The organism is Janthinobacterium sp. 78, assembly GCF_003096775.1.
Classification (GTDB): domain Bacteria; phylum Pseudomonadota; class Gammaproteobacteria; order Burkholderiales; family Burkholderiaceae_D; genus Janthinobacterium; species Janthinobacterium tructae.
Window position 1 is genome coordinate 6,108,552 of sequence record NZ_QENT01000001.1, and the last position, 25,934, is coordinate 6,134,485.

General features: G+C 63.2%; 21 protein-coding genes. 4 read left to right on the forward strand and 17 right to left on the reverse strand.

Annotation, left to right across the window (positions count from 1 at the left end):
• Positions 1–89: 89 nt before the first annotated feature.
• The 8 genes from C8C92_RS26885 to C8C92_RS26920 all read right to left on the reverse strand — a co-directional run bounded on the left by C8C92_RS26885 (position 90) and on the right by C8C92_RS26920 (position 13,333).
• Positions 90–1,109, reverse strand: coding sequence for a succinylglutamate desuccinylase (locus tag C8C92_RS26885; protein ID WP_116745768.1), 1,020 nt, complete (start codon positions 1,107–1,109; stop codon positions 90–92).
• Positions 1,109–5,824 carry an NAD-glutamate dehydrogenase domain-containing protein gene (locus tag C8C92_RS26890; RefSeq protein ID WP_116745769.1) on the reverse strand — a complete coding sequence of 1,572 codons (4,716 nt, stop codon included), beginning with the start codon at positions 5,822–5,824 and terminating at the stop codon, positions 1,109–1,111. Before C8C92_RS26890 ends, C8C92_RS26885 begins: the two co-directional genes overlap by 1 nt.
• Positions 5,825–5,977: 153 nt before the next feature.
• Positions 5,978–7,318 (reverse strand): N-succinylarginine dihydrolase, encoded by a 1,341-nt coding sequence (gene astB / locus C8C92_RS26895; RefSeq protein WP_207781054.1) that lies wholly within the window; start codon positions 7,316–7,318, stop codon positions 5,978–5,980.
• Positions 7,319–7,327: 9 nt separating this feature from the next.
• Positions 7,328–8,809, reverse strand: coding sequence for a succinylglutamate-semialdehyde dehydrogenase (astD, locus tag C8C92_RS26900; RefSeq protein WP_116745771.1), 1,482 nt, complete (start codon positions 8,807–8,809; stop codon positions 7,328–7,330).
• Positions 8,802–9,854, reverse strand: a complete 1,053-nt coding sequence (gene astA, locus C8C92_RS26905; RefSeq protein ID WP_116745772.1) for an arginine N-succinyltransferase — start codon at positions 9,852–9,854, stop codon at positions 8,802–8,804. Before astA ends, astD begins: the two co-directional genes overlap by 8 nt.
• Positions 9,855–9,867: 13 nt before the next feature.
• On the reverse strand, positions 9,868–10,899 hold the full coding sequence (locus tag C8C92_RS26910) for an arginine N-succinyltransferase (protein WP_116745773.1): 1,032 nt from the start codon (positions 10,897–10,899) through the stop codon (positions 9,868–9,870).
• A 107-nt stretch (positions 10,900–11,006) separates the two neighbouring features.
• Positions 11,007–12,248: an acetylornithine/succinylornithine family transaminase gene (astC, locus tag C8C92_RS26915; RefSeq protein WP_071075182.1), complete on the reverse strand. Its 1,242-nt coding sequence runs from the start codon at positions 12,246–12,248 to the stop codon at positions 11,007–11,009.
• A 140-nt stretch (positions 12,249–12,388) separates the two neighbouring features.
• Complete coding sequence (locus tag C8C92_RS26920; protein ID WP_099761864.1) at positions 12,389–13,333, reverse strand: helix-turn-helix domain-containing protein; 945 nt, start codon at positions 13,331–13,333, stop codon at positions 12,389–12,391.
• A gap of 131 nt (positions 13,334–13,464) precedes the next feature.
• On the opposite strand from C8C92_RS26920, the gene C8C92_RS26925 reads away from it, so the two are divergent.
• The 3 genes from C8C92_RS26925 (at position 13,465) to C8C92_RS26935 (ending at position 15,228) form a co-directional block, all read left to right on the forward strand.
• Positions 13,465–13,899 (forward strand): MarR family transcriptional regulator, encoded by a 435-nt coding sequence (locus C8C92_RS26925; protein WP_165829557.1) that lies wholly within the window; start codon positions 13,465–13,467, stop codon positions 13,897–13,899.
• Between the two features lie 45 nt (positions 13,900–13,944).
• Complete coding sequence (locus C8C92_RS26930) at positions 13,945–14,229, forward strand: hypothetical protein (RefSeq protein ID WP_071075179.1); 285 nt, start codon at positions 13,945–13,947, stop codon at positions 14,227–14,229.
• A gap of 153 nt (positions 14,230–14,382) precedes the next feature.
• Positions 14,383–15,228, forward strand: coding sequence for an HDOD domain-containing protein (locus tag C8C92_RS26935; protein WP_116745774.1), 846 nt, complete (start codon positions 14,383–14,385; stop codon positions 15,226–15,228).
• On the opposite strand, the gene C8C92_RS27630 is transcribed toward C8C92_RS26935, so the two are convergent.
• The 9 genes from C8C92_RS27630 to queA all read right to left on the reverse strand — a co-directional run bounded on the left by C8C92_RS27630 (position 15,225) and on the right by queA (position 23,607).
• Positions 15,225–15,398, reverse strand: coding sequence for a hypothetical protein (locus C8C92_RS27630; protein ID WP_165829558.1), 174 nt, complete (start codon positions 15,396–15,398; stop codon positions 15,225–15,227). The two genes, C8C92_RS26935 and C8C92_RS27630, sit on opposite strands and share 4 nt — an antisense overlap.
• Before the next feature lie 186 nt (positions 15,399–15,584).
• Positions 15,585–16,211 carry a glutathione S-transferase family protein gene (locus tag C8C92_RS26940; protein ID WP_116745775.1) on the reverse strand — a complete coding sequence of 209 codons (627 nt, stop codon included), beginning with the start codon at positions 16,209–16,211 and terminating at the stop codon, positions 15,585–15,587.
• 74 nt (positions 16,212–16,285) lie between these two features.
• Complete coding sequence (locus C8C92_RS26945; RefSeq protein ID WP_165829559.1) at positions 16,286–16,987, reverse strand: YafY family protein; 702 nt, start codon at positions 16,985–16,987, stop codon at positions 16,286–16,288.
• Positions 16,984–17,733, reverse strand: coding sequence for a hypothetical protein (locus C8C92_RS26950; RefSeq protein WP_133250841.1), 750 nt, complete (start codon positions 17,731–17,733; stop codon positions 16,984–16,986). Before C8C92_RS26950 ends, C8C92_RS26945 begins: the two co-directional genes overlap by 4 nt.
• A gap of 73 nt (positions 17,734–17,806) precedes the next feature.
• Positions 17,807–18,829 carry a protein translocase subunit SecF gene (secF, locus tag C8C92_RS26955; protein ID WP_099761860.1) on the reverse strand — a complete coding sequence of 341 codons (1,023 nt, stop codon included), beginning with the start codon at positions 18,827–18,829 and terminating at the stop codon, positions 17,807–17,809.
• 90 nt (positions 18,830–18,919) lie between these two features.
• Positions 18,920–20,785, reverse strand: coding sequence for a protein translocase subunit SecD (gene secD, locus C8C92_RS26960; RefSeq protein WP_099761859.1), 1,866 nt, complete (start codon positions 20,783–20,785; stop codon positions 18,920–18,922).
• A 95-nt stretch (positions 20,786–20,880) separates the two neighbouring features.
• A complete protein-coding gene (yajC, locus tag C8C92_RS26965) occupies positions 20,881–21,213 on the reverse strand; it encodes a preprotein translocase subunit YajC (RefSeq protein ID WP_099761858.1) in 333 nt (110 codons plus the stop codon).
• 196 nt (positions 21,214–21,409) lie between these two features.
• The gene (gene tgt / locus C8C92_RS26970; protein WP_071075171.1) at positions 21,410–22,549 is read right to left on the reverse strand and encodes a tRNA guanosine(34) transglycosylase Tgt; all 1,140 of its coding nucleotides are present in this window, start codon (positions 22,547–22,549) and stop codon (positions 21,410–21,412) included.
• Positions 22,550–22,551: 2 nt separating this feature from the next.
• Complete coding sequence (queA, locus tag C8C92_RS26975) at positions 22,552–23,607, reverse strand: tRNA preQ1(34) S-adenosylmethionine ribosyltransferase-isomerase QueA (RefSeq protein WP_099761857.1); 1,056 nt, start codon at positions 23,605–23,607, stop codon at positions 22,552–22,554.
• A 178-nt stretch (positions 23,608–23,785) separates the two neighbouring features.
• Between queA and recG the strand changes: the two genes are divergently transcribed.
• Entirely contained in the window at positions 23,786–25,888 is a 2,103-nt protein-coding gene (gene recG, locus C8C92_RS26980; RefSeq protein ID WP_116745777.1) for an ATP-dependent DNA helicase RecG, read from the forward strand.
• Positions 25,889–25,934 lie beyond the last annotated feature (46 nt).

The window sequence follows — 25,934 nt, forward strand, 5'->3', positions numbered from 1 at the left end:
CCTGCGGGTGCGCACCGAACGCCAGGCAAAAAAATGGCGCCAAACGGGCTTCCCCGGCTGGCGCCAAATGCTGTGTGAAGGCTGGACGATCAGGCCACGCGCACCACCATCAAGCCCGCGCGCAAGCCCACGCGCACGTCCGGGTTGGGGAACACCACCAGCTCTTCCGCGTGCCGCACCGTGTAGACATGGTCGCCATCGCTGGCGATCACGGCGTGCTGCGGCAGCGACGTAAAGTTTTGCGTGCTGCGGTCAAACGCCATGCGGAATTCATCGCTGTGCTTGATGATTTCCTGCGCCACCTTGAACACGTGCGGTTGCGCCTTGACGGGCTGCGCAGGCAGCCCGCGCAGCAAGCCATCGAGCGCCCGCGACACGTCGTCGAACAGCGATAAATCGTTCTGCCCCAGGGTGCCCACGCGGCCCAGCTCCACCGTGCTGGCGGCCGCACCGCAATGCTCGGCCGAATAATAACTATACGTGCCGGCCGACTGCGGGTTCATGATGATGGCGCCGATGGCCGCCTGGCCCAGCCAGGCTATCAGCTGCGCCTTGGCGTCGTCGGCCACCAGGTCCGGCACGATGGCAAACGTGGGGTACACGGAAGGCCGGATGGCCGTGTGCAAATCCAGGTGCCAGCGCACGGGACCGGCCGCTGCAAAGAACGCTGTTGTCGCAGCGATCATTTCATCGGCGCGCGCGCTTTCCGCCGCTTGCGCCAAACTCCCCCGCACGGGGCGGAACATGCGATTCAGGTCGGCGTCGATGAAACGCTTGCCGGCCCGGATCGCATCGACATTGCCCACGCAAACGAGCAGGTCGACGGCCAGCTTCGACGCATCGCGCGACAGCGCGTCGAGCAGATGCGCCAGCACTTCGATCGGCCCCGTCTCATCGCCATGCACGCCCACCGAGACGGCCACGCTGGCGCGCCCCGCATCGGCTTGCGGCTTGACGACTTGCAGCATGCCCGGCGCCGGCAAGGCCACCGTGAAACCGGCGTTGGCAAACAACTGCGCCACGCCGCTGAAATCGGCCTGCGCCAGCGCCTGCACGGCTGGCGGCAAGCCGCCAGCGCCCGGTCCAACTTGTCGTACTGCTTGCGTCATTACACCGCCGCTTCCACTGTCACTTTATTCACAGCCTCGGAGAGCGTCCACACGTCCAGCATGGCTTGCTCCAGTTCCGTCGCCGCCACATACGCCGACAAGCCCAGCGCGCCCGTCACCGCATCGACGGCCTGGCCCGCATTGCCTTGCCCGGCACGCGCCAGCACCTGCGTCAGCAGACGCTGTTGCGTGCGGCGCAGCGCTTGCTGCGCGTAGTTGCGCAACTGTTCCTGCGATTTGCCTTGCGCGGCCAGCTTCAGGCCACGCTCCAGCGTATCGATGCCCGCCTGGCTGCGCAGGGCCAGGCCCACTTGCAGGAAGGCCGCCAGGTCCATCGCCGCAGGACGCGGCACGGACAGGGCCGGGAACAGGAAGCCGGCGACGACTTCCAGCGCGTCGACCGCATCCCACGCTTGCACGAAGGCCGGCGTCAAACCCGGCACCAGCGCCGCTTCGGACTTGATGCCAACGGCTTGCAGCAGTTCGCGCTTCGATTCCGCACCAAACAAACGCGTCAGTTCGGCCAGGCCGGCGCCACGCAATTGCTCGGCCGGCACGGACAAGACGCCCGCGATCATGGTCTGCTGCAGCACGCGCGTTTGCGCGTCGACCTTGATCGACACGGCACGCGGAATCGTCAAGGCATCCGCATCGAGCGCGTCGAAGACGGGCGCCAGATTCAGCGCCACCCAGGCCTGGCCCCAGGCCAGGATCACGGCCGACTCGTCCACGCCATGTTCTGCCGCCAGGTTGCGGATCATCAGCGGGCCGCAGCGGTTGATCACTTCATTGGCCAGCACGGTCGCCAGGATAGCGTTGGCCAGCGGGTGGTCGAGCGCCGAACGGGTTTCCACCAGCAGCGACGGGAAGTACGGTTTCAAGACCGGTTCGGCCCAGGTTTCATCCGTCAACGGCAGCGCGGACAAGATGCGCTTGAAGCGGTTCTTCACGTTGGCGATCACCACCGCCAGTTCCGGCGTGGTCAGGCCACGGTTATCCAGCTTGCGGCGCGCCAGTTCGGCCACCGAAGGCAGTTGCTCCAGCTCGCGCGACAGGGCACCCTCTTCTTCCAGGCTGGCGATCAGCGCGGCATAGCCATCCTGCACCGCGCTTTCGCTTTGCGCCTGCAACTCGCGCACCAGCAAATGCGTCTGCTGCGTGTTGTCGCGCAAGACCAGGCGCTCGACGTCGTCCGTCATCGCATACAGCTCGCGATTGCGTTCCGCTTCCGTCAGCTTGCCCGCATTGACTTCCACGTCCAGCCAGATTTTCACGTTCACTTCATGGTCCGAGCAATCCACGCCGGCCGAATTGTCGATCGCATCGGTGAAGATGCGCCCACCCGTCAGCGCGAACTCGATGCGGCCTGCCTGCGTCGCACCCAGGTTGCCGCCTTCGGCCACCACTTTCACGCGCAGCTCATTGCCGCTGACGCGGATATGGTCGTTGGCGCGGTCCTTCACCTGGGCGTGCGTCTCGGTCGATGCCTTGATATAGGTGCCGATGCCGCCGTTGTAGAACAGATCCACCGGCGACTTCAGGATGCGGTGCATCAGTTCTTCCGGCGCCAGCGAGGTTTCCGCGATATCGAGCGCGGCGCGGATTTGCGGCGACAGCTCGATGGTGCGCGCGGAACGCGGATACACGCCGCCGCCAGCCGAGATCAATTCCTTGTTGTAGTCGTCCCACGAAGAGCGCGGCAAGGCGAACAGGCGCGCGCGTTCGTCGAACGAGACGGCGACGTCCGGTGTCGGGTCGAGGAAGATGTGGCGGTGGTCGAATGCGGCCACCAGTTTCAGCTGGCGCGACAGCAATACGCCGTTACCGAACACGTCGCCCGACATGTCGCCCACGCCGACCATGGTGATCGGCGTGGTGTTCAAGTCGTGGTCCATTTCATAGAAGTGGCGCTTCACGGCTTCGAATGCGCCCTTGGCCGTGATGCCCAGCTTCTTGTGGTCATAACCGTTCGAGCCGCCCGAGGCGAACGCGTCGCCGAGCCAGAAACCGCGCTGCACGGCGATGCCGTTGGCGATGTCCGAGAACGTGGCCGTGCCCTTGTCGGCGGCGACCACCAGGTAAGGATCGGCTTCATCGAAGCAGACGGTATCGACTGGCGGCACGATATTGCCCAGCGAACGGTTGTCCGTCACTTCCAGCAGGCTGGAAATGAACAGGCGATACACGGCTTCGCCTTCGGCCGCGATGGTTTCGCGCACGGCGTCCTTCGGCATCATCTTGCAGACAAAACCGCCCTTTGCGCCGGCCGGCACGATGACGGCATTTTTCACCATCTGGGCCTTCACCAGGCCCAGCACTTCGGTGCGGTAGTCTTCCATGCGGTCGGACCAGCGCAAGCCGCCGCGGGCGACAGGGCCGCCGCGCAGGTGCACGCCTTCAAAGCGGCGCGAGAAGACAAAAATCTCGCGGTAAGGACGCGGTTCCGGCACCAGCGCCAGGCTGCTGGTATCGAACTTGAAGATGATCTTGTCGCCTTGTTGATTGTTCTGGAAATAGCTGGTGCGCAGGGTGGCGGCCATCAGGTCGGCCAGCGCGCCGAGAATTTCCTCGGTATCGGCGTGATTCACCGATGGCAGGCCGGCCTTGATGGTGGCGATCGCCTCCAGGGCGGCCGCGTGCTGCGCGTCGGACAGCGCGGGATCGAAGCGCTGCAGGAAGGCGTCGACCAGGGCTTTCACATGGGCCGGCTGCTTGCGCAGGCTTTCGGCAATGTAGCGCACCGAGAAGCGGCTGCCCGTCTGGCGCCAGTAGCTGGTGTAGGCGCGCACCAGCTGCACTTCGCGCGTCGACAGGCCGCCTTCGATGACCAGGCCATTCAGGCGGCCATCTTCAGCTTCATCGTTGAACAGGGCGGCAAACAGTTCCTGCGCCACGGCGACGACGGATGGCTGTGCCAATTTCGCCGCGCTGGCGGCATCGACCGTCAGGCTGGTGACGAAATAGCGCGTGCCGTCCGGTGGCGAAATCGAAAAGGCCTGCTCGCGGTCGATGGCCACGCCAGCGTTATGCAGGGCCGGCAGGATGGCCGACAGCGGCGGCACCTTGTTGGCCGAATGCAGGCGGATGGTGGTGACGGCACCCGTCTCGATGCGCACGGCTACGTGCGATGGATCGGTGTTGCGCAGGATGGTGTCGAGGTCGCGGAAGGCGACGGCCGGCGCGGTAGCGGCGACGTAATCGAGCGGCAAGGTGGCGCAGAGTTTGCGCAGGCTGGTACGCAGGGCCACGTCGGGCACGGCGTCGGCCACGGCGGCAAAGCCGTTATGCCAGCCATCGAGCACGCCCAGCAGCGGCTGTTCGATGTCCGTTTCCAGGTCCAGCGGGTAACGGGCGGCGTGGGCGATCAGGTAGACGCGCGCCAGGGGACCGTCGGCTACCAGGGTTTGCGTGCTCACGTGCGTGGCGCCGGAACTGGCTTGCAGGGCTTTTGCCAGGCTCGATGCCACGCTGGCGCTGTAGCGCTCGCGCGGCAGGTAGACCAGCACGTTCAGGTGGCGCGCATACACGTCGCGGCGCGCAAAGACCTTGGTGCGCGGCTGCTTGTACAGCGAGACGACGGCGCCGCATACTTGCGCCAGCCAGTCGAGGTCCGCTTCCAGCGCTTCGGTGCGCGGCAAGGACTCAAGGATTTCGCGGAATTTCTCGGCGCGGAAGCCTTGCTGGCGCACGCCGGCCAGGCTCAGTACCTTGGCCACGCGGCCGCGCGCAAACGGCAGCGCCGCCAACGGGGTGGAATTGCCGGCGCGGGTGAACAGGCCGACAAAGCAATGCTCGCCCAGGATCGCGCCTTGCGCATCCATGTCGCGCACGCCGATGAAATCGAGCTGCTGGTCGCGGTGCAAAGTGCCTGCCACGTCGGCCTTGACGATGGACAGCGCCGAGTCGCGCTTGGCCAGGGTGTCGAAGTCGCCGGGAATATTCGCCAGGCAGGTGCTGTAGACGGGGTGGGCCGTATCCTGCAGCACGCCGACGCGGCTCGGGATGTCGCGTTCGAGTTCGCGCACGCCCGGCTTGACGCGGTAATACGCATAGCCGAACACTTCAAAGCCGCCGCTGCGGGCCCATTCCAGGAAAGCGGCGACTTCCGCGCCTTCTTCGCCATGCTGCGCTGCAGCCACGGCGACGGAGGCCAGGCGCTCGCCCATGGCGGCAGCATCGCGACGCACGATGGCGGCGTCACGCGCGACCATCTCCAGGGCGGCGACCAGCGCAGCCAGGGCTTCCGGCGCCAGCTCTTCGTCGAGCAGCACCAGCACATACGATTCGAGCGGGTCGCCCGGCTGGCGCACCGCTTCGACGCTGCCGTCAGCGGCGCGGCGCACGGGCAGCACGGTGTTCATCACGCCACGCACGGCCAGGTGCTGGCGGCGCATGGCCATGACGATGGAGTCGACCAGGTAAGGCATGTCTTCGTTCAGGATCAGCAAGGCGCTCGCCATGCCGCCACGGCCATCCGCATAACGCAGGGTGGCGATTTGGCAGCCGCTGCCGGTACGCTTGGCCGCTTGCGTAAAACCGTCGACCAGCACGGGCGCCAGGCTGTCGGGCGCGATATCGGCCAGGTCTTCGGCGTCGAGCGAGTCGAGCCATGCCTGCACCAGTTGTACGACAGGCGCTGCCGCCTTGTTCGCATTGCCGGCCGCGTTAATCAGCTCCAGCGTTTGTGTGCGCAAATCTTGTGGCGTGTGATTCATCTTGCATCTCCATTACGGTAATGTGAATGTCCAACGCTGTCGTTCGGGCTTGTGGCTGGGCGGCAGCGGTGTCAAGAGACGGGGGTCGCCCGTCCAATTCTGTCTGTGTTGCGGATAGTCTGTCTCGGATTTTTTCTGTGTTTTTTCTATCGCCTACAAGTCGTACAATCCAGGTAAGTTGAGGATGATCGTCAATTCTTCAAGCGCCGCATGCACTTCCAGCGCCAGCTGCGGGTCAGCCAGGTCGCCCGGCTCCAGGTGGTCGCGGTAGTGTTTTTCCACCCACTGCACCAGCCGATGGTACAGCGTTTCCGTCATGATCACGCCCTGGTGCATGGCGCGCGCTTCGGTTTCCGTCAGGGCCACGCGCAAACGCAGGCAGGCGGGCCCGCCGCCGTTGCGCATGCTCTGGCGCAGGTCGAAATGAATCAGTTCATCGATGGGTCCACCGCTGGCCACCAGGCCTTCCAGGTAGCGCGACACAGCGCGGTTTTCCTGGCACTCTTGCGGTATCACCAGCGCCATCTTGCCGCCTTCTTTCGTCAGCAACTGGCTGTTGAACAGATAGCTGGTCACCGCATCCTGGATCGGCACCTGGCCCGTGTCCACGCGCAGAGCATCCAGTTGCGCACCGGTGGCGGCGACGGCGCGGTGCAGCTGCGACAGGCTCGCCTCTTCATCGGTAAACGCCTGCTCGTGATAGAACAGCACATTGCCATTGCCGACGGCGATGACGTCGTTATGGAACACGCCCTGGTCGATCACCTCGGGATTCTGCTGCACGTACACGGTGCGTTTTGCATCGAGGCCATGCAGGCGCGCCACGGCTTGCGACGCTTCCAGGGTCTGGCGCGCCGGATAGCGCTTCGGCGACGGCGCGGAAGGATCGAACTCCACCCGGCCATACACGAACAACTCCACCGATGGCGCGCCGTGGCTGGCGCCCAAACGCGTGTGGTTGGCCGCGCCCTCGTCGCCAAAGGCGGGCGTCGATGGCAGCGCGTCGTGCACGGCAAAGTGTTTTTCGTCACTGAAGATGGCGCGCAAGCTGCGTGCCGACTGCGCGTGCTCGAAGGCGCGGTGCAGCTTGTTGTTCAGATTGGCGGCCGTAAAATGCACGCGGCCATCCTGCGTGTCGGCCGACGGGCTGACCGTGGCGGCGTTCGCCGTCCACATGGGCGAGGCCGAATAGGCGCAGGCCAGAATCACAGGGGATTCCTTGCAGGCGCGCGCCAGCACCTCGGCGTCCGTGCCCGTGAAACCGATACTGCGCAGCAGGCGGAAATTGGGGCGGTCCTGCGGCGGCAGCAAGGCTTGCGCAAAGCCGCGCGCGGCCAGGGCACGCATCTTGGCCAGACCCTGCAAGGCGGCCTGCTTCGGATTCGAAGCGCTTTTCACATTGCTGAACGAGGCCACATTGCCGAACGACAGGCCGGCATAGTTATGCGATGGCCCGACCAGGCCGTCAAAATTGTATTCGCGCGTGCTGTGCATGAGGATTCCTTAAAAATTCAGGCCGGGCGACAGCTTGGCCGGCATTTCCAGCGCGCTGTTTTCGATCGAGGCGACCGGGTAGGCGCAGTAATCGGCCGCGTAATAGGCGCTCGGACGGTGGTTGCCCGACTTGCCGATGCCGCCGAACGGCGCCGTGCTGGCCGCGCCCGTGGTCGGGCGGTTCCAGTTGATGATGCCGGCGCGCGCGCGCGTTTGAAACAGCTGCCACAGCGCCGCATCGTCGGACAGGAGCGCGGCGGCCAGGCCGAATTCGGTGGCGTTGGCAACCTTCAGGGCTGCGTTGAAATCGGCCACGCGGATCACTTGCAGCAGTGGACCGAACCACTCTTCGTCGGGGATGCCGACAGCGTTGGTAACGTCGACGATGCCGGCCGTCACAAAACCCGCTGCGGGGTTCAACTGGCGCATCTGCAGCAGAGTGGTACCGCCCCTGGCGACCATGTCCGCCTGCGCCTGCACCAGGCGCGCGGCCACGGCAGCCGACACGACTGGGCCCATGAAAGGCTGCGGCTGCGCGTCGGACGCGCCGATGCCCAGTTTCGCCGCCACTTCCACCAGACGCGCCACAAACGCTGCGCCGGCGGCGTTATCTTGCACTACCAGACGGCGCGCGCAGGTGCAGCGCTGGCCGGCCGACACAAAAGCGGAGAAGATCGCGTGGTGCACGGCGGCGTCGACATCCTGCACATCCCATACGACCAAGGCATTGTTGCCACCCATTTCCAGCGCCAGCATCTTGCCCGGCTGGCCGCCGAACTGGCGGTGCAGGCTGATGCCCGTCTGGCACGAACCCGTAAACAGCACGCCGTCGAGGTGCGCATTCGCGCCCAGGGCCACGCCCGTGTCGCGTCCGCCGTTGACGAGGTTGACGACGCCATTCGGCAAGCCGGCCTGCTGCCACAGCTGCACGGTTTTGATGGCCGTGCGCGGCGCATATTCGCTGGGCTTGAAAACGATGGTGTTACCGGCGATCAGGGCTGGCACGATGTGGCCATTCGGCAGGTGACCGGGGAAATTGTACGGGCCAAAGACGCCGAACACGCCATGCGGACGGTGGCGCAGCACGGCGTCGCCATCGGCGATCTTGCTTTGCGTGATGCCCGTGCGCGCGTGGTAGGACTGCACCGAGATATCGATCTTGTTGGCCATGGTGGCCACTTCCGTGCGCGACTCCCACAACGGTTTACCCACTTCTTCCGAGATCAGCAGCGCCAGCGCTTCCGCATGCTCCTTGAGCAGGTCGCGAAAGCGCACGCAGATGGCGATGCGTTCTTCGACGGGCGTATCGGCCCACGCGTCAAAGGCGGCGCGCGCGGCCTGGCAAGCCTCTTCGACCTGCGTTGGCGTCGCTTCCAGGCTGGCCCAGGTTTGCTTGCCGTTCGATGGGTCGATGGTCAGCAGTTCACGGCCCGTGCCTGGCAGCCAGGCGCCGTTGATGAAGTTCGATTGCATGGTATTCACATTAGACATGGGGATGCTTCCTCGGGTTGAGTGACAAGGTGCGCACGGTGTCGCCGTTGTGGCAACGCAGCAGGTGCAATTCATCGTCGTTCAGCGCCATCTTGCCGCTGTGCGGATTGGCGCTGGTGACGATCATGCGGAAATCTTTCAGGTCGGTGTTCGACACCAGATAGGGCTCGGCTTGCGCCGCATCGCCGCAGGCATCGGGGACAACCTCGGCGTCCAACACGGCCGGCATGCTGTCGCGCATGGCGCGCAACTCGGACACGCGCGCCTGCAGCACGGGACCGGCGTCGAAAATGTCGACATAGCCTTCGAAGTGCAAGCCTTCCTGTTCCAGCAGGCGGCGCGCGGGCGCCGTGCTCAGATGCACCTTGCCGATGACTTCCTGCGCCTCGTCGGGCAGGTAGGCCACGTACATGGGCTGGCGCGGCATCAGTTCGGCGATGAAGGATTTCTTGCCCAGGCTCGTCAAGTCGTCGACGTGGTGGAAATCCATCTTGAAGAAGTGACGGCCCAGGCCTTCATAGAACGGCGAGCTGCCGTCCGGCGCCTGGTAGCCGCGCATTTCGGCGATCAGCTTTTCCGTGAACAGGTGCGGGAACTGGGCGATGAACAGGAAGCGGCTTTTCGACAGCAGCTTGCCGTTGTTGCCGCTGCGGTAATCGGGGTGCAAAAACAGCGAGCACAGTTCCGTGCTGCCCGTCAGGTCGTTCGACAGGTACAGGGTTTCCATGCGCGTAAACACGTCGAGCTCGCGGCTGGAATGGACCAGGGTGCCGATGCGGTAGTTATAGAACGGCTCTTCCAGGCCCACGGCGCCCTTGATGGCGCACACGCCGGCCAGGCGGCCCGTATCGGTATCCTCCATGACGAACATGTAGTCGCGCTTTTCGGGCGCGATGGTTTCGGCGAACGAGGCGCAGGCAATGGCCAGGCGGTCGCCCAGCATTTTCATGTCCGGCTTGAGGGTGGTCATGCCGGTGCCGACCTGGCTGGCCAAGCCGTACAGGGCGTCCAGGTCAGAAGCGTTGATGGCGCGTACTACTAGCATAATGTTCTCTCGGTTAAATGCGCACGCAAATGACGCTGTCGCCTTCGGCCACGGCCAGCGCTTCGAGCAGCTCGGGCGGCAAGCCGACGGTGTCCTGCGCTTCGAGCGCATCGCAGGTAAAGGTGACGGCGCGGAAGTTGCGCTCCGCGCCCGAAGCGACCGCGTAATGCACTTTCAGGCCCGTGCGGCTGGGCGTGACGCCAGCGACGACGCGGCGCGTGAGCGAGCCCGTAAACGAGCGCAGCGCATGCTTGTGCGCTTGCAGGATCGGGCCGCCATCGAAAATGTCGATGTAGTCGTCGGCTTCAAAGCCTTCTTCCGTCAGCAAATTGAACGCCAGTTCGCCACTCGGGTGGATCTGGCCCATGGCCGCCTGCGCGTCGCCTGGCAGCAGCGGCACGTACACGGGGTAGTGCGGCATCAGTTCGACGATCAGGGTGCGGTTGCGCGCGCCGCCGATGACTTTTTCGGCATCAAGGAAATCCATCTGGAAGAACTTGCGGCCCAGCGCATCCCAGAACGGCGACTGGCCGTTGGCGTCCGTGATGCCGGCCAGCGGCACGAAGAAGCGGTCGCCGAAACGGTGCGGCGCCAGTACGGCAAACAGCAGCCGCGCGCGCGACAGCAGGGCCGCTTCCAGGCCCGCCTGCTCCATGTTGCGTACGTAAAAGCCGGACAGCTGCGAATACGCCGTCAGCTCCGAACACAGGGTCAGCGCATGCACGCTATGACTGATGTTCAGGTCGCGCGAGACTTGCTGGATGACGTCGTTGCGAAAGGAAAAATAGGTGCCGTTCGAGCCGGCCGAGGCGAAGATGGCGGCGGTACCAAAGATACTCTTGTCGGGCAGGGATTCAAGCACGAAGAGATACGACTCTTCGCTGGGGATGTCGACATGGGCGGCAAACGAGGCGATGGAGCGCTCGACGGAGGCGGCGATTTTTTCGCGCGTCTTCGGCAGGGTATGGACACCCGGCATGGTTACCGCAGCCAGCGCTTCGAGGGCGGCGATATCCGCAATTTCTACCGGACGGACAACATACATGGGTACTCCTTCAATGCTGACGATACTTGGGCTGAATACCCGGGTAGAACCAAGCCGGCCCGCAGCAAAGCGGCGGGCCGGTGATCAAACAGGGAGCGAGGCTAGCCTCAGGCTTTCAGCATGCCGTCGATGGCGACGCGCAGCAGACGGCCCGCTTCGGCAATCTGCTCGTCCGAGACGATCAGGGCCGGCGCCAGGCGCACCACGTCCATGCCGGCGATCAGCACCATCAAGCCTTGCGCTTCGGCCGCCTTCTGGATGTCTTTCGCGCGGCCCTTCCAGGCATCGCTGACTACCAGGCCCAGCAGCAAACCGCTGCCGCGCACGATGGAGAACACTTGCGGGTAATCCGTGATCAAGCCTTGCAGCATGGCGATGGTGCTGACGCTCGCTTCCTTCACACGCGCCAGGAACGCTGGCGTGTTGATCGTTTCCAGTACGCTCAAGGCCACAGTAGCGGCCAGCGGGTTGCCGCCGTAGGTGGTGCCGTGGGTACCGACGGACAGGGTTTGCGCCAGTTCATTCGTGGTCAGCATGGCGCCGATCGGGTAGCCGTTGCCCAGCGCCTTGGCGGCCGTCAGGATGTCCGGCGTGACGCCATAGCCCATGTAGGCGAACAACGCGCCAGTGCGGCCCATGCCGCTCTGGACTTCGTCGAAAATCAGCAAAGCACCCGTCTTGTCGCACAGGGCGCGCAGCTCTTTGAGGAATTCAGGATTGCCCGGCACCACGCCGCCTTCGCCTTGTACCGGCTCGACGATCACGGCGCACACGTCATCGCCGATGGCGGCGCGCGCCGCTTCGATGTCGTTGTAGGCGATGTGGTCGATCGACGGTGGCAGCGGCTCGAAGCCTTCCGTGTACTTGGCCTGGCCGCCGACGGAGACGGTAAACAAAGTGCGGCCGTGGAAGGAGCTCAAGCACGAGATGATGCGCGACTTGTGCGCGCCGAATTTGGTGTGCGCGTACTTGCGCGCCAGTTTCAGGGCCGCTTCGTTGGCTTCCGCGCCCGAGTTGCAGAAGAAAGCGCGGTCGGCGAAAGTCGCTTCCGTCAGGGCCAGCGCCAGGCGCAGCACCGGTTCGTTGGTGTAGCCGTTGCCCAAATGCCACAAATTATTGATTTGCTTGGTCAGCACGTCGACCAGCACAGGATGGCAGTGGCCCAGGCTGTTGACGGCGATGCCGGAGGTGAAATCGAGGTAATGCTTGCCGGTCTGATCCCACAGATCCAGTCCGGAACCGCGCACGGGAACCATGGCTGCAGGGGCGTAGGTAGGAACGAGGACCTGGTCAAAGGTATCCCGGGTGACTGGACGAGCCGTTACGGTCGAATCAAGCTTGGCATTCATAGCATTTCCCCATCAATATGTTAGGTACTCCGCAGCTACGACAGCTACGTGTGTACTGCATTATAAAAAGCGGGATGCTAAAACTCTTTTGAATCTGCGACAAGGATTTTCACAATTCATCACAGCTGCCTTGCCGCTGACTAAGCTGGTGGCATGAGCTTTCTTTGCCGCTCTTCGCGCGGGGTATTGCCAAACAGGGTGCCAAACGCCGTGGAAAAGTGCGAACCGGAGGAAAAGCCGCACATCAGGCCTACTTGCACGATGGAATAATGTGTATCGAGCAATAGTTGCCGCGAGCGCTGCAGGCGCAGCTCCAGGTAGTAGCGCGACGGCAAGCTGCCCAGGTATTGCTTGAACAGCCGCTCCAGCTGGCGGCGCGACAGGCCCACCAGGCTGGCGATGTCATCGGTCGACAGCGGCTCCTCGATATTGGCTTCCATCAAGGTGACCGCTTCGGACAATTTCGGCTGCAGCACGCCGAAACGCGCCTGCAAGGCCACGCGCTGGCGTTCTTCCTTGCCGCGCACCTTGTCCACGCACAACGCTTCCTTGACGAGCGCCTGCACGTCGGCGCCAAAGATGGTCTCGATCAGGGTCAGCGAAAAGTCGATGCTGGCCGCGCCGCCGCAGCAGGTAATGTGCGGGCCGTCGATGTCGAACAGGTGCGGCGTCAGGATGGCGCGTTCGGCCTTCGCTTCCGCATCGGCGTACAGGGCCCAGGGCAAGGCGATGCGCACGCCATCCATGACGCCCGCGTCGGCCAGCCACAGCACGGCCGCGCCCACGCCACCCCAGAATGGCGCCGAACGGCAGCGCTCGATCACGGCCCGGCACAGCTCGGCGCGCAGCGGCGCCTCCGTTTCATCGGCCACCAGCAGCGCGATATGCCAGTTGCCGCCCTGCGCGGCCACTTGCTCGGGCGTGCGCACGTCCAGTTGCAGCGCGTCCGGCCCCAGTGCCCGCGCGCACAGGCGCAGCGGCTGCACCAGGCCCGCCCAGGTAATCGACTCGGCATCGCCGGCATGGACCAACAGCAGACGCAGCGGTTTGTCGAGGCCGATACGGGAAAGATTAGCGAAAGACATCGGCGGGACGGACCAGGGGCAAGGGCTGAGTTGCCCACATGATACCGGACTTCCGCCCCATCGAACCCTTGATGCAATAACGCCGCTGCCCCGGCGGAAAAAAGCGGGATGGAAGGATATAATCACACCCCATGGGTGAACGATATTTAAAAAGTATCCGGCTGCTGGCCGAATGCATGCAAGGCTTCGAGCGGTTTTCAGGCGACTTCGTGCGCCAGTACGGCTTGACGCATGCGCAATTCGACATCATTGCCACGCTCGGCAACACCTGCGGCATGTCCTACAAGGAGCTGGGGCAGAAAACCCTGATTACCAAGGGTACCTTGACGGGCGTGGTGGACCGGCTGGAGCAAAAGGGGCTGGTGGTACGCGAACGTTGCAACAAAGACAAGCGCTCCTACTTCGTGCGCTTGAGCTGCGAGGGTGAACAGGTGTTCCATGACGTGTTCCCCAAGCTGACAAAGCAGGGACAGCGCTTGTTTGACGGCTATACCGAAGACGATTTCATGCGCTTGGAAACCACCCTGGCAAGCCTGAAACACGCCATCGCCAACGGCCACAGTTGATCATTCACCAAGCACAGACATTCAAACAAGACAAAGGAAACCAAGTTGAAAACCACACTGCTCGACGGCAAAAAGCCCGCTCATTTCGATAAACACATCATCGGCAACCTGCTGCTCAACGCCAGCACGCCGGAACTGGTACGCCAGGAAAAACTGATCATCGGCGTGCGCAACGAAGACGGCGAAATCTACCGCCTGATCGGCGCCACCAAGCACAACAGCTTCATGAATGCCGTCGAGGAACTCTTCGACCTGGGCTTGACGGATGAGCTGGAAGACAGCGACGAGCTCGTTGAAGGCTGCGACGCAATCTTCAGCGAATCTGACTGATAGCGCTCGCATAATCCAAAAAGGGCATGCCGCTGATCCAGTGGCCTGCCCTTTTTCCGTTTACGGGGGTTTACTTGCCTTTTACTCGCTTGTTTGCGAAAAGATCACGCTTAAAAAGTTCCGTACGGAAATATTGCGAGTATAATTTTTTCAATGAACAGACTCGACGCCTTTAAAAGCATCGCCGCACAAGCCGCTCGTGGCGAGCTGACCTTTCCTGCCAATGTGAACGCTTCGCTCAAGCTGCAAGAGGCGTTGGCCGATCCCGACTGCCATATCGAGGCCGCTGCCAAGCTGGTGCAAGCCGACCCGCTGCTGGCCGCGCGCACGGTGGCCATCGCCAATTCGGTGGCGTTCAACCGTTCCGGCAACGAAATCACCAGCGTGCGCAATGCCGTGCAACGGCTCGGCGTGCGTACCCTGCAGTCGGTGGTAGCGTCGCTGATCGTGCGCCAGCTGGGCAGCACCATTACCGATCCCGTGCTGCAGGCGAAGGCCAAGCAGCTGTGGGAACATACGGCCCACGTGGCGGCCCTGTCGCAGGTACTGGCTCGCCGCGTCACCAGGGTGGACCCCGATACGGCCCTGTTTGCCGGCATCATGCATGAAGTGGGCGGCTTTTATCTGCTGTCACGCGCAGCCGAATTCCCCGGCATCCTCGACGGCGAACCGGCGGACTGGGTCGAACATGGCGAACAAGCCATCGGCCATGGCGTATTGACCAAACTGAAGGTGCCGGAAGCGGTGATGGGCGCCATCGCTGCGCTGTGGGAAGGCTTGCGCGCCATCCCGCCCGAATCGCTGGGCGACACCTTGCTGCTGGCGAATGACCTGGCGCCCGTATCGTCGCCCCTCAACGAAAGTCCGGCCGCCATCGCCGTGCGGGCAGCCCGCGCCGCCGGCAGCATCGATTGCGTGATCGGCGATGCGACCCTGTCGAGCATCATGGAAGAATCGGACGATGAAGTGCAGTCGCTGCTGAAGGTGCTCGTGCATTAATCCTGTTTTACCGGCACCGGCGGCATGATCGGCACGCCTGGCGCCGGCTTCGGCACGTCGACGATCAGCACATGCTTGTCCATGGCCTGCGTTCCCTGCTTCTGCTGGGCGACTTGCGTGGCGACCGCCCGGGTACTCAAGAGTGGCTTCGGATGGCGTGGCATGAACATGGCGTACCTGCTTGCAGTGGGAGACGCCGCATCTGTGCAGCGATGATCCAGTTATCAAGCTCCGAACAAAAAAAAACCCGCTCGAAAGCGGGTAAAGTCCAAAGCTAGGGATGTCCTGAAAGAGACAGCCCTATCTTATGTGGTGCGCCGCACCGGCTCCGTGCGCTGGCACACTTAGCGGGCAGATTATCCCGGCAACAGCTGCACATCCGTTTCCTGCCAGGCGCGCAGTTGCCGCACGCGGGCAAACCACGCCTCGATATGCTGGTACTGCGCCAGCGGCAGCCGCACGGCCTCGCTGTACATCAGCGGCGCGGCCACGGCGAAATCGGCCAGGGTCACATCGTCTCCGTGGATCCAGCTGCGCTGCGCCAGATGCGCGTCCAGCACCACGGCGCACTCATGCAGATCACGCTCGCCGCGTGCCTCTTCCAGCGGGTCCGCCGGACCATTGCCCGTCATGCCCTTCCAGGCGCGTTCCCAGGCCAGCACGCTGATGGCCGGCGCGAAGTGCTGCGCCGCCCAGAACAGCCAGCGGTTGACGTCGGCGCGCGCTTGCGGCGCCTGCGGATAAAGCGTCTGGCCCGGCACCTGCTCGGCCAGGTATTGCATGATGGCGCACGATTCCCACAGCAGGAAATCGCCATCGGCCAGCACGGGTACCTTGCCGTTCGGGTTCAGTTCGGCCAGGCGACGGCGGTCGTCCGCATTCATCAGGTCGACTTCGGCCAGTTCCAGAGGCAGGCCAAGGTGGATCGCCGTCATCAGGGCACGGCGGGCATTCGAAGACATGGGGTGGTGGTACAGGCGCATGGTGGATGGCTCCGGTGAGTGAAGAAGCCACTATCGTAGAACCAGTCACTGACAGTTTTTGTCAGGAGCGCATCTCACGATTCCGGATCAATCTCATGCGCCTTGCGCCAGGTATCCAACAGCACATGGCGCCGCGTGGGATAGCGCTCCTCATGCTGCTGCACGTCGGCGATACGGTCGATGCGGAAATGCCGGTAATCGCCACGCAGCTCGCACCAGGCGGCCAGCAGGCGCTTGCCTTCAAAAAAGGCCAGGGCAAACGGCCACACCGTGCGCGAGGTGGCGCTGCCGTGCTCATCCTGATAGGCCAGCGTGAGCTTCTGTTCGTAGCGGATGGCCTCGCGCACCGGCTGCACGTAGCGGTCGGCCGGCTGCGTGCCATCGGCAGGACGGCCCAGCGGCACCCACAAGCTGGTCTCGGCCATGCTGTCGCGCAGGTCGCGCGGCGAGGCGGCGGCGATCTTCGCCAGGGCATTGCTGGCCGCCTGCGCCAGGCCCGCATCACCCTGGCGGCGCACCCAGCGCGCGCCCAGCACCAGCGCTTCCAGTTCATCGGGTCCGAACATCAGTGGCGGCAGAAAGGCGCCGCGGCGCAGCACATAGCCGATGCCGGCCTCACCCTGCAGGGGTGCGCCCAGTTCGGCCAGGGTCTGGATATCGCGGTAAATCGTGCGCTCCGATACCCCCAGCTGCTGCGCCAGCTGGGCCGCCGTGACGGGCACGCGCTTGGCGCGCATGGCGTCCATCAGCAGGAACAAACGGCCGCTGCGGCTCATGGACAAGCCTGCAAAGCCTGGTCGCCCATCACCAGGGCCGACAGGGCCGGCACGTACAGATAGCCGTCGGGCGCCAGGCGCGCCGCGCGCGAGCCTTCGTCCACGCCAGCGATACCGTAGCAGCGCTGCAGCCGTGCCGCCCCCGGCCACCAGTGAACGGCCGCCTCCTGGTCGGGAAAGCGCTGGCGCACGCCATCGGCCTGCGCCGCCACCTGCCGGAAATCGCGGTAGAAGGCGGGGGCGATGCCCAGCTCCGCGGCAAACGCCGCTTCCAGCGCCGCCACCTGCGCCAGTTGCACGGCCAGCGCCGCAGTTTCACGCTCCAGCTCATCGGCCGGTACGCCCGCCTCGAGCAGGCTGCGGCGCATGTGCTGCGGGCCTTCCTGCGCGCGCAGAAAGGCAGAGTCCTGCAGTGCCAGCACGGCGGTGTCTGGAATGCTTGTATGGTGCGCGGCCGGGAAAAGGTACAGGGCGCAGCTGCCGGCACACACGGTGTCGATGGCAAGGCGCCATTGCTGCTGGCGCAGGTAGCGCCCCAGCAGCATGGCCGCCTGCGGGTCGCCGCCTGCGCTATTGATGCGCAGCACGGTGGTCGCTGGCGTGGCCAGTTGCCGCAACTGATCCACGTCGCCCTCGGCGATGGCGCCGCGCAGGGCGATGGTATCGCTGCCTACGCGGCGCAATTCCGCGGCACTGGCCAGCGTGCCGATGCCCGCCATGAGGCCCATCACTATCAAACGCTTCATCGTCATCCGTTACAAAAAAAAACGACCACCGCGCGGGTGATCGTTCTTGAATTCGTCATGCAACAAACTGCGCTTACACCACGGCGCCGTCGGTCTCGTCTTTTTCCTTGACCGGCTTGATCAAGTCTTCGCGCTTGACGCCCAGCCACATGGCGATCGAGGCCGCGACGAACACGGACGAGTAAATACCGAAGCAGATACCGATGGTCAGCGCCAGTGCGAAGTGGTGCAGGGTCTGGCCGCCGAAGACCAGCATCGACAGCACCATCATCTGGGTTGAACCGTGGGTGATGATGGTACGCGAAATGGTGCTGGTGATCGCGCTGTCGATCACTTCATGCACGGTCGCCTTGCGCTGCTTGCGGAAGTTTTCGCGGATACGGTCAAAGATCACCACCGATTCGTTGACCGAGTAGCCGAGCACCGCCAGGATCGCCGCCAGCACCGTCAGCGAGAATTCCCACTGGAAGAAGGCAAAGAAGCCCAGGATGATCACCACGTCATGCAAGTTGGCGATAATCGCCGAGACCGCGTATTTCCATTCGAAGCGGATGGCCAGGTAGATCATCACGCCCAGGATCACCATCACCAACGCGTTCAAGCCGTTCTGCGTCAATTCGTCGCCCACTTGCGGGCCGACGAATTCGACTTTCTGCAGCACCAGCGCTTCGTTGCCGGCGGCGTCCATACAGGCGGTCTTGATGACGTGCTCGCCCTTGTCGGTGACGGTATCGATGCCCTTGGTCGTGCCTTGCTCGACCTTGCACAGGGTTTCGAACACGCGCTGCGAGGTATTCGCGGCAGTCACGCCCTTTTCCACCGGCAGGCGGATCATCACGTCGCGCGCCGTATCGAAGCTGGTCACGCCAGGCTCTTCGTAGCCCATGCCGATCAGGGTGCCGCGTATGCCTTCAAGGTTGGCCGCTTTCGGGTACTTCACCTCCAGCACGGTGCCGCCCTTGAATTCCACGGACAGGTGCAAGCCCTTGTGGAACAGGAAGAAGACGGCGGCAAGGAAGGTCACGGCCGAGATGACGTTGAAAATCAACGCATGGCGCATGAAGGGAATATCTTTTTTGATCCGGAAAAATTCCATGAAATCCTCTGAGTTCTATTCTGTGCGTCCGGCGGTTGTGCCACCGGACGCGATCGCTGTTGTCGCTATTGGGTGAGTCGGGGCCGCCGCTTATTTGCTCGTGCCCGGCACCCACACCGTGCCGATCGACAAGGTCGTCAGCTTTTTCTTGCGGCCATACCAGAGGTTGACCACGCCGCGCGACACGAACACGGAGGAGAACATCGACGTCAGGATGCCCAGGCAATGCACGACGGCAAAGCCGCGCACGGGACCGCTGCCGAAGGCCAGCAACGCCAGGCCGACGATCAGGGTGGTCACGTTCGAGTCGAGAATCGTGGCCCATGCACGGTCGAAGCCGGCGGAGATCGCCGCTTGTGGCGTACTGCCGGCACGTAACTCTTCACGGATACGTTCATTGATCAGCACGTTGGCGTCAATCGCCATGCCCAGCGCCAGCGCGATCGCGGCGATACCTGGCAGTGTCAGGGTCACCTGGATCATCGACAGCAGGCCGACCAGCAACAGCAGGTTGGTGGCCAGGGCCAGCACGCTGAAGGCGCCGAACAGCATGTAGTAGGCGATCATGAAGATGGCGATGGCGATGAAGCCATACAGGGTCGAGTGGAAGCCCTTGGCGATGTTTTCCGCACCCAGTTGCGGTCCGATCGTGCGTTCCTCGATGACGGTCATCGGTGCGGACAAGGCGCCCGAGCGCAGCAGCAGCGCCAGTTCATTCGCGTTTTCCGCGCCGCCCATGCCGGTGATCTGGAAGCGCGAACCGAGTTCCTGCTGAATGGTCGCCACCGACAGCACTTCCGGCTTGCCCTTTTCAAACAGCACGATGGCCATGCGCTTGCCCACGCGCTCACGCGTCGCTTCGCGCATCTTGCGGCCACCGTCGCCGTTCAGGTCGATCGACACGGCCGCTTGCTGATTCTGGTCGAAGCTGGCCGTCGCGCTGGAGATATAGTCGCCCGTCAGGATCACGTCTTTCGACAGGACGACAGGCACGCCCTTGCCAACGGTAAACAATTCCGAGTTGAACGGAATGGCGCTCGACAGTTCCGTGCCAGGCACGATGCCTTCGTCGACCAGGCGCACTTCCAGCGTCGCCGTGCGGCCGATGATGGCTTTCGCGCGGGCCACGTCCTGTACGCCAGGCAATTGCACCACGATACGGTCAGGACCTTGTTGCTGGATCAGCGGCTCGGCCACGCCCAGCTCGTTGACGCGCTTGGACAGGGTGGAGATATTCTGTTTCACGCCTTCGTCGATGGTCGCCTTCAGGGCCGCCGGTTTCAGGGTGATGTTCAGTTTCAAATCGCTGCCTTCGCCCGCATCGGCGAAAGCCAGTTCCGTCATCTGGTCGGACAGCACATTTTTGGCCTTCAGGCGCGTATCGGCGTCACGGAAGTTGATCTGCACGCTGTCACCCACGCGCTCGATGCCGGCGTGACGGATATTCTTGTCGCGCAACACGCTACGCGCGGCGGACTGGACGCCCTGGACTTTCTTGTTCAGTACGGCTTTCGCATCGACCTGCATCAGGAAGTGCACGCCACCGCGCAAGTCCAGGCCCAGGAACATGGGCAAGGCATGCAATTTTTGCATCCACAATGGGGTATTGGCTTGCAGGTTGACCGTCACGATGTACGCAGGGTCGCTGGCATCCGTATTCAGGTCCTTTTCCAGCACCAGTTTCGCCTTGAACTGGGTATCGGGATCGGCGAAACGCACGCGCACGGAGGCGAGGTTGCCAGCGCCATCCATGGTGACACCTTCCGACTTGACGTTTTCTTTCGTCAATATTTCCGCGACTTGCGTCATCAGCTCGCTCGTCACTTTGACGGTCGACTTGCCGCTGGTTACTTGCAGCGCCGGTGATTCACCGAAATAATTGGGCGCCGTATAGAGTGCGCCCAGCAATAAGGCGACGACGATGATGATGTATTTCCAGGCAGGATAGCGATTCATATTGATTCAGCGTTCAGTGTTGAGCGTCGGAGGCGTCGCGAGGGGCGGCGGATAGCCGCCCCGGTCATCATTGCCTAGGCAATGACAGCGAGGAATTACAGCGCCTTCAGGGTGCCTTTAGGCAGCAAGGTGGTGATGGAGCTCTTTTGCACCGTGATTTCGGTGCCGGTCGCCACTTCGATGGTGACGTAAGCGTCCACTACCTTGACAACACGGCCCAGCATGCCGCCAGCGGTGACGACTTCGTCACCCTTGGCCAGCGCATCCATCATCGCCCGTTGTTCTTTGGCGCGTTTTTGCTGTGGACGGATCATCAGGAAATACATGACCACGAACATCAATACCAGCGGCAGGAAGCTGGTCAGGTTGCCGCCGAAGCCCAGGGCGTCGGTTGGGGCTTGCGCATAAGCGTTGGAAATGAAAAACACGGTGACTCCAGTTCTAATCAGTTTGAAAAAATAGCGCTGTATTCTAGCATTGGCTATACGCCGCAACCCGAATTGCAGGCATGGCAACTTTAAGTGGGGCTAAAAAGGCATTATGCAATGCTTTATCGCCCCAGTCCAAGCACCAATACACAAAACTTCCAGCCTGGCTGCCGCCAGGGCGCAAGCTAAGCTTTTCTTAAGTTCCGCGTGCGCGTTCCGCATGGAATTGCAGGGTAAACGCGTGGAAACGGTCTTCATCGAGCGCTTCACGCATCTGGCGCATCAAGTCCAGGTAGTAATGCAGGTTGTGGATGGTGTTCAGGCGCGCGCCGAGGATTTCCTTGGAACGGTGCAAATGGTGCAGGTAGGCGCGCGAGAAATTGCGGCAGGCGTAGCAGCTGCATGTTTCGTCGAGCGGCGCCTGGTCTTCCTTGTATTTGGCGTTCTTGATCTTGATGTCGCCAAAACGGGTGAACAGCCAGCCATTGCGGGCGTTACGCGTCGGCATGACGCAGTCGAACATGTCGATGCCGTTCGACACGCCCGCGACCAGGTCTTCCGGCGTGCCCACGCCCATCAGGTAATGCGGCTTGTTGGCCGGCAGGCGCGGGCCCACGTGGGCCAGCATGCGCATCATGTCTTCCTTCGGCTCGCCGACGGACAGGCCGCCGATGGCGATGCCGGGGAAATCGATCTCTTCGAGCTTGGCCAGCGACTCGTCGCGCAGCATTTCGAACATGCCGCCCTGCACGATGCCGAACAGCGCATTCGGGTTTTCACCGCGGTGGAACTCGTCCTTCGAGCGCTGCGCCCAGCGCAAGGACATGCGCATGGACTTGGCTGCTTCCTCGATGGTGGCCGGACGCCCTTCAATCTCGTACGGCGTGCATTCGTCGAATTGCATGACGATGTCGGAATTGAGGACGCGCTGCACCTGCATCGACACTTCCGGCGAGAGGAACAGTTTATCGCCGTTGATGGGCGAATTAAAATGCACGCCCTCTTCCGTGATCTTGCGCATGGCGCCCAGCGAAAACACCTGGAATCCGCCCGAATCGGTCAAGATCGGCTTGTTCCAGCCCATGAAACCGTGCAAACCGCCGAACTTCTCCATGACGGTGTTACCAGGACGCAACCACAAATGGAACGTGTTGCCCAGGATGATCTGCGCGTCGATCTCGTTCAGTTCCAGCGGCGACATGGCTTTCACGGTGCCGTAAGTGCCCACTGGCATGAAGATCGGCGTCTGCACGACGCCATGGTTGAGTTTCAAGGTGCCGCGGCGTGCCTTGGTCAGGCCGCTCGTGTCGGTCTTGAGTAGTGTAAATTCCAGCATGGTCAGTCTTTCACGGGAGTATCAAGGTTCAGTGCAGCGCGCGATTGCGTGGTCAGCAGCATCGCATCGCCATAGCTGAAGAAACGGTAGTTCTGCGCGATCGCATGCGCGTAGGCGTTGCGGATCGGCGCATAGCCGGCAAAGGCCGACACCAGCATCAGCAGGGTCGACTTCGGCAAATGGAAGTTGGTGATCAGCCGCGTCACCGTTTTGAAGGCATAGCCGGGCGTGATGAACAGGGCCGTATCGGCGCTGCCCGCCACCAGCTGACCGCTTTGCGAAGCCGACTCCAGCGCGCGCAAGCTGGTCGTGCCGACGGCCACCACGTCGCGCCCGGCAAGTTGGGCGGCGCGCACGGCATCGACGGTGTCCTGCGGCATGGTGTACCACTCGGTGTGCATCTTGTGTTCGGCCAGTACTTCCGTGCGCACGGGCTGGAAGGTGCCGGCGCCCACGTGCAGGGTCACATAGGCAAAGTTGACGCCCTTGGCCTTCAATTGATCGAGCAGGGCCTGGTCGAAATGCAGGCCCGCCGTGGGCGCGGCGACAGCGCCCGGCACCTTGTTGAAGACGGTCTGGTAGCGCGTTTCATCGAACTCGTCGGCATCGTGCTCGATGTAGGGCGGCAGCGGCAAGCGGCCATGCGCCTCGATCAGCTCAAATACGTCGGCCTCGAAATGCAGGGTAAAGAATTCGCCGGCGCGCTGGCCCACCGTCACGTCGAAGGCGTCGGCCAGGCGGATGCGGCAGCCGGGCGGCGGCGACTTCGAGGCGCGCACCTGGGCCAGCACGGTGCGCTCGTCGAGCACGCGCTCGACCAGCGCCTCGATCTTGCCGCCGCTTTCCTTGACGCCAAAGAAGCGCGCCTTGAGTACGCGCGTGTCGTTCATCACCAGCAGGTCGCCCGCCTGCAACAGCCCGACGATGTCGGCGAACTGGCGGTCGACCAGGGCGTCGCCGTCCAGATGCAACAGGCGCGAGGCGCTGCGCTCGGCCAACGGAGTTTGCGCAATGTTTTCTTGCGGCAAATTAAAATCGAAATCGGAAAGCGAATACATGCGTTTTGCTTCAAAAGTACGTCAAAAATGATTAGGAGTGCGCAATGGAACATCTGGCACTATACTGTGCGCCTATACAGGCATTACAATAATCCGCCGCAACAATTTCCGACTGCGGTACGCACAGGGTGTGCCGGACAACCCTCTATTTTACGCTAGCGGCACAAAAATCTCCGATATGTCCGAACCCAAGCCCGATCTTCCTCCCACAGCCAAGCCGGCCGCGAAGCCGAAAGCCGCCAAAAAAGTGGTCAGCACGGAAAGCCGGCTGGCCAAACTGGGCTTGCGCACGGATATGGACCTGGTGCTGCACTTGCCGATGCGCTACGAGGATGAGACGAAGGTCTACACGATACGCGACGCCTGCCTGCGCGGCGGCGAGTCGTGGCAAGTGGAAGGCGTCGTCACCAAATGCGAAGTCAATTTCAAGCCGCGCAAGCAATTGCTGGTGACGATCGCCGACGAAACGGGCAATTTGCTGCTGCGTTTCATGAATTTCTACGGTAGCCAGGTCAAGCAGTTGGCCGAAGGCACGCGGGTACGTGCGCGTGCCGAACTCAAACACGGATTTTTTGGCGCCGAGATGGTGCACCCGACGTATAAAGTGGTCAACGAGGGCGCACCGCTGCCCACGGCGCTGACGCCCGTGTATCCGTCCGGCGAAGGCTTGTCGCAGCACGTGCTGCGGCGCGAGATCGCCGACGCCATGCGCCGCATCGACTGGCACGATACCTTGCCTGACGAGCTGTTGCACCAGATGCAGCTGTCGCCGTTCCGCGCCGCCGTGCACCTGCTGCACTATCCGCCGCAGGACATCGATGAAAGCGCGCTGATGGACCGCTCGCACCCGGCCTGGGTGCGCATGAAATTCGATGAGCTGCTGGCGCAGCAGCTGTCGCTGAAACGCGCCCAGCGCGCGCGCCGCTCGAAAGGCGCGGCGTCCTTGCCCATCGTCGGCAAACTCTCGGCATCCTTTGCCGCCGCCCTGCCCTTCAAGCTGACGGACGCACAGGCGCGCGTGCTCGCGGAAATCCGCGCCGACCTGCACCAGCCGTATCCGATGCAGCGCTTGCTGCAAGGCGACGTCGGCAGCGGCAAGACGGTCGTCGCCGCCCTGTCCGCCACGCAAGCCATCGACAGCGGCTACCAGGCCGCGCTGATGGCGCCCACCGAGATCCTGGCCGAGCAGCACTTCCGCAAGATCGCCGCCTGGATGGAGCCGCTGGGCGTCAAGGTGGCGTGGCTGACGGGCAGCCTGAAGAAAAAGGAAAAGACGGCAGCGCTGGCCCTGATCGAATCGGGCGAAGCGCAGCTGGTGATCGGCACGCATGCGCTGATCCAGGACAATGTGCTGTTTGCCAAACTGGGCCTGGTGATCGTCGACGAGCAGCACCGCTTCGGCGTGGGCCAGCGCCTGACCTTGCGCAACAAGGGCGACAGCGCGGCCGTGCCGCACCAGCTGATGATGTCGGCCACGCCGATCCCGCGCACCCTGGCCATGACGTATTACGCCGACCTGGAAGTGTCGGTGATCGACGAGCTGCCGCCGGGACGCAGCCCCATCGTCACGCGCGCCATCGACCAGAACCGGCGCGACGAAGTCATCGCCCGCGTGTATGCGGCCGCGCTGGAAGGGAGGCAAGTGTACTGGGTCTGCCCGCTGATCGAGGAATCGGAAGCGCTGCAGCTGCAAACGGCCACCGACACCTACATGATGCTCGCCGAGGCCCTGCCCGCGCTACAGGTGGGCCTGGTGCACGGCCGCCTGAAGCCGGCGGAAAAGCAGGCAGTGATGGATGCCTTCATCGCCGGCCAGATCCACGTGCTGGTGGCCACTACCGTCATCGAGGTGGGCGTCGACGTGCCGAACGCCTCGCTGATGGTGATCGAGCACGCCGAGCGTTTTGGTTTGTCGCAGCTGCATCAGTTGCGCGGCCGCGTGGGTCGCGGCACGGCGGCCAGCGTCTGCCTGCTGCTGTATCAGGGACCGCTGGGCGGCGTGGCGCGCCAGCGCCTGATGACCATGCGCGAGACGACGGACGGTTTTGAAATCGCCCGCCGCGACCTGGAAATCCGCGGCCCAGGGGAATTCCTTGGCGCGCGCCAGTCCGGCCAGGCCATGCTGCGCTTCGCCGACCTGGAGACGGATCAATGGCTGGTAGATCAGGCGCGCGACGTGGCGCACGATCTGCTGCACGCCACCACCGCAGCGGCGGCGGCCACCGTGGAAGCGCACCTGGCGCGCTGGCTGGGTGGCAAGGAAGAGTTTTTAAAGGTGTAAATCTGGTATTGCTGGCTTTTAGGTGTTGTCGGATTACGCGATAGAC

Bases quoted from the DNA above. Each gene is read 5' to 3' on its own strand.
- astC (WP_071075182.1), bottom strand. From the start codon at position 12,248: ATGAATGCCAAGCTTGATTCGACCGTAACGGCTCGTCCAGTCACCCGG.
- C8C92_RS26945 (WP_165829559.1), bottom strand. From the start codon at position 16,987: ATGAGCCGCAGCGGCCGTTTGTTCCTGCTGATGGACGCCATGCGCGCC.
- recG (WP_116745777.1), top strand. From the start codon at position 23,786: ATGTCCGAACCCAAGCCCGATCTTCCTCCCACAGCCAAGCCGGCCGCG.
- secD (WP_099761859.1), bottom strand. From the start codon at position 20,785: ATGAATCGCTATCCTGCCTGGAAATACATCATCATCGTCGTCGCCTTA.
- C8C92_RS26910 (WP_116745773.1), bottom strand. From the start codon at position 10,899: ATGTATGTTGTCCGTCCGGTAGAAATTGCGGATATCGCCGCCCTCGAA.
- queA (WP_099761857.1), bottom strand. From the start codon at position 23,607: ATGTATTCGCTTTCCGATTTCGATTTTAATTTGCCGCAAGAAAACATT.
- C8C92_RS26940 (WP_116745775.1), bottom strand. From the start codon at position 16,211: ATGCGCCTGTACCACCACCCCATGTCTTCGAATGCCCGCCGTGCCCTG.
- C8C92_RS26935 (WP_116745774.1), top strand. From the start codon at position 14,383: ATGAACAGACTCGACGCCTTTAAAAGCATCGCCGCACAAGCCGCTCGT.
- astA (WP_116745772.1), bottom strand. From the start codon at position 9,854: ATGCTAGTAGTACGCGCCATCAACGCTTCTGACCTGGACGCCCTGTAC.
- C8C92_RS26950 (WP_133250841.1), bottom strand. From the start codon at position 17,733: ATGAAGCGTTTGATAGTGATGGGCCTCATGGCGGGCATCGGCACGCTG.
- astD (WP_116745771.1), bottom strand. From the start codon at position 8,809: ATGTCTAATGTGAATACCATGCAATCGAACTTCATCAACGGCGCCTGG.
- C8C92_RS26920 (WP_099761864.1), bottom strand. From the start codon at position 13,333: ATGTCTTTCGCTAATCTTTCCCGTATCGGCCTCGACAAACCGCTGCGT.
- C8C92_RS27630 (WP_165829558.1), bottom strand. From the start codon at position 15,398: ATGTTCATGCCACGCCATCCGAAGCCACTCTTGAGTACCCGGGCGGTC.
- astB (WP_207781054.1), bottom strand. From the start codon at position 7,318: ATGCACAGCACGCGCGAATACAATTTTGACGGCCTGGTCGGGCCATCG.
- tgt (WP_071075171.1), bottom strand. From the start codon at position 22,549: ATGCTGGAATTTACACTACTCAAGACCGACACGAGCGGCCTGACCAAG.
- C8C92_RS26890 (WP_116745769.1), bottom strand. From the start codon at position 5,824: ATGAATCACACGCCACAAGATTTGCGCACACAAACGCTGGAGCTGATT.
- C8C92_RS26885 (WP_116745768.1), bottom strand. From the start codon at position 1,109: ATGACGCAAGCAGTACGACAAGTTGGACCGGGCGCTGGCGGCTTGCCG.
- secF (WP_099761860.1), bottom strand. From the start codon at position 18,829: ATGGAATTTTTCCGGATCAAAAAAGATATTCCCTTCATGCGCCATGCG.
- C8C92_RS26925 (WP_165829557.1), top strand. From the start codon at position 13,465: ATGGGTGAACGATATTTAAAAAGTATCCGGCTGCTGGCCGAATGCATG.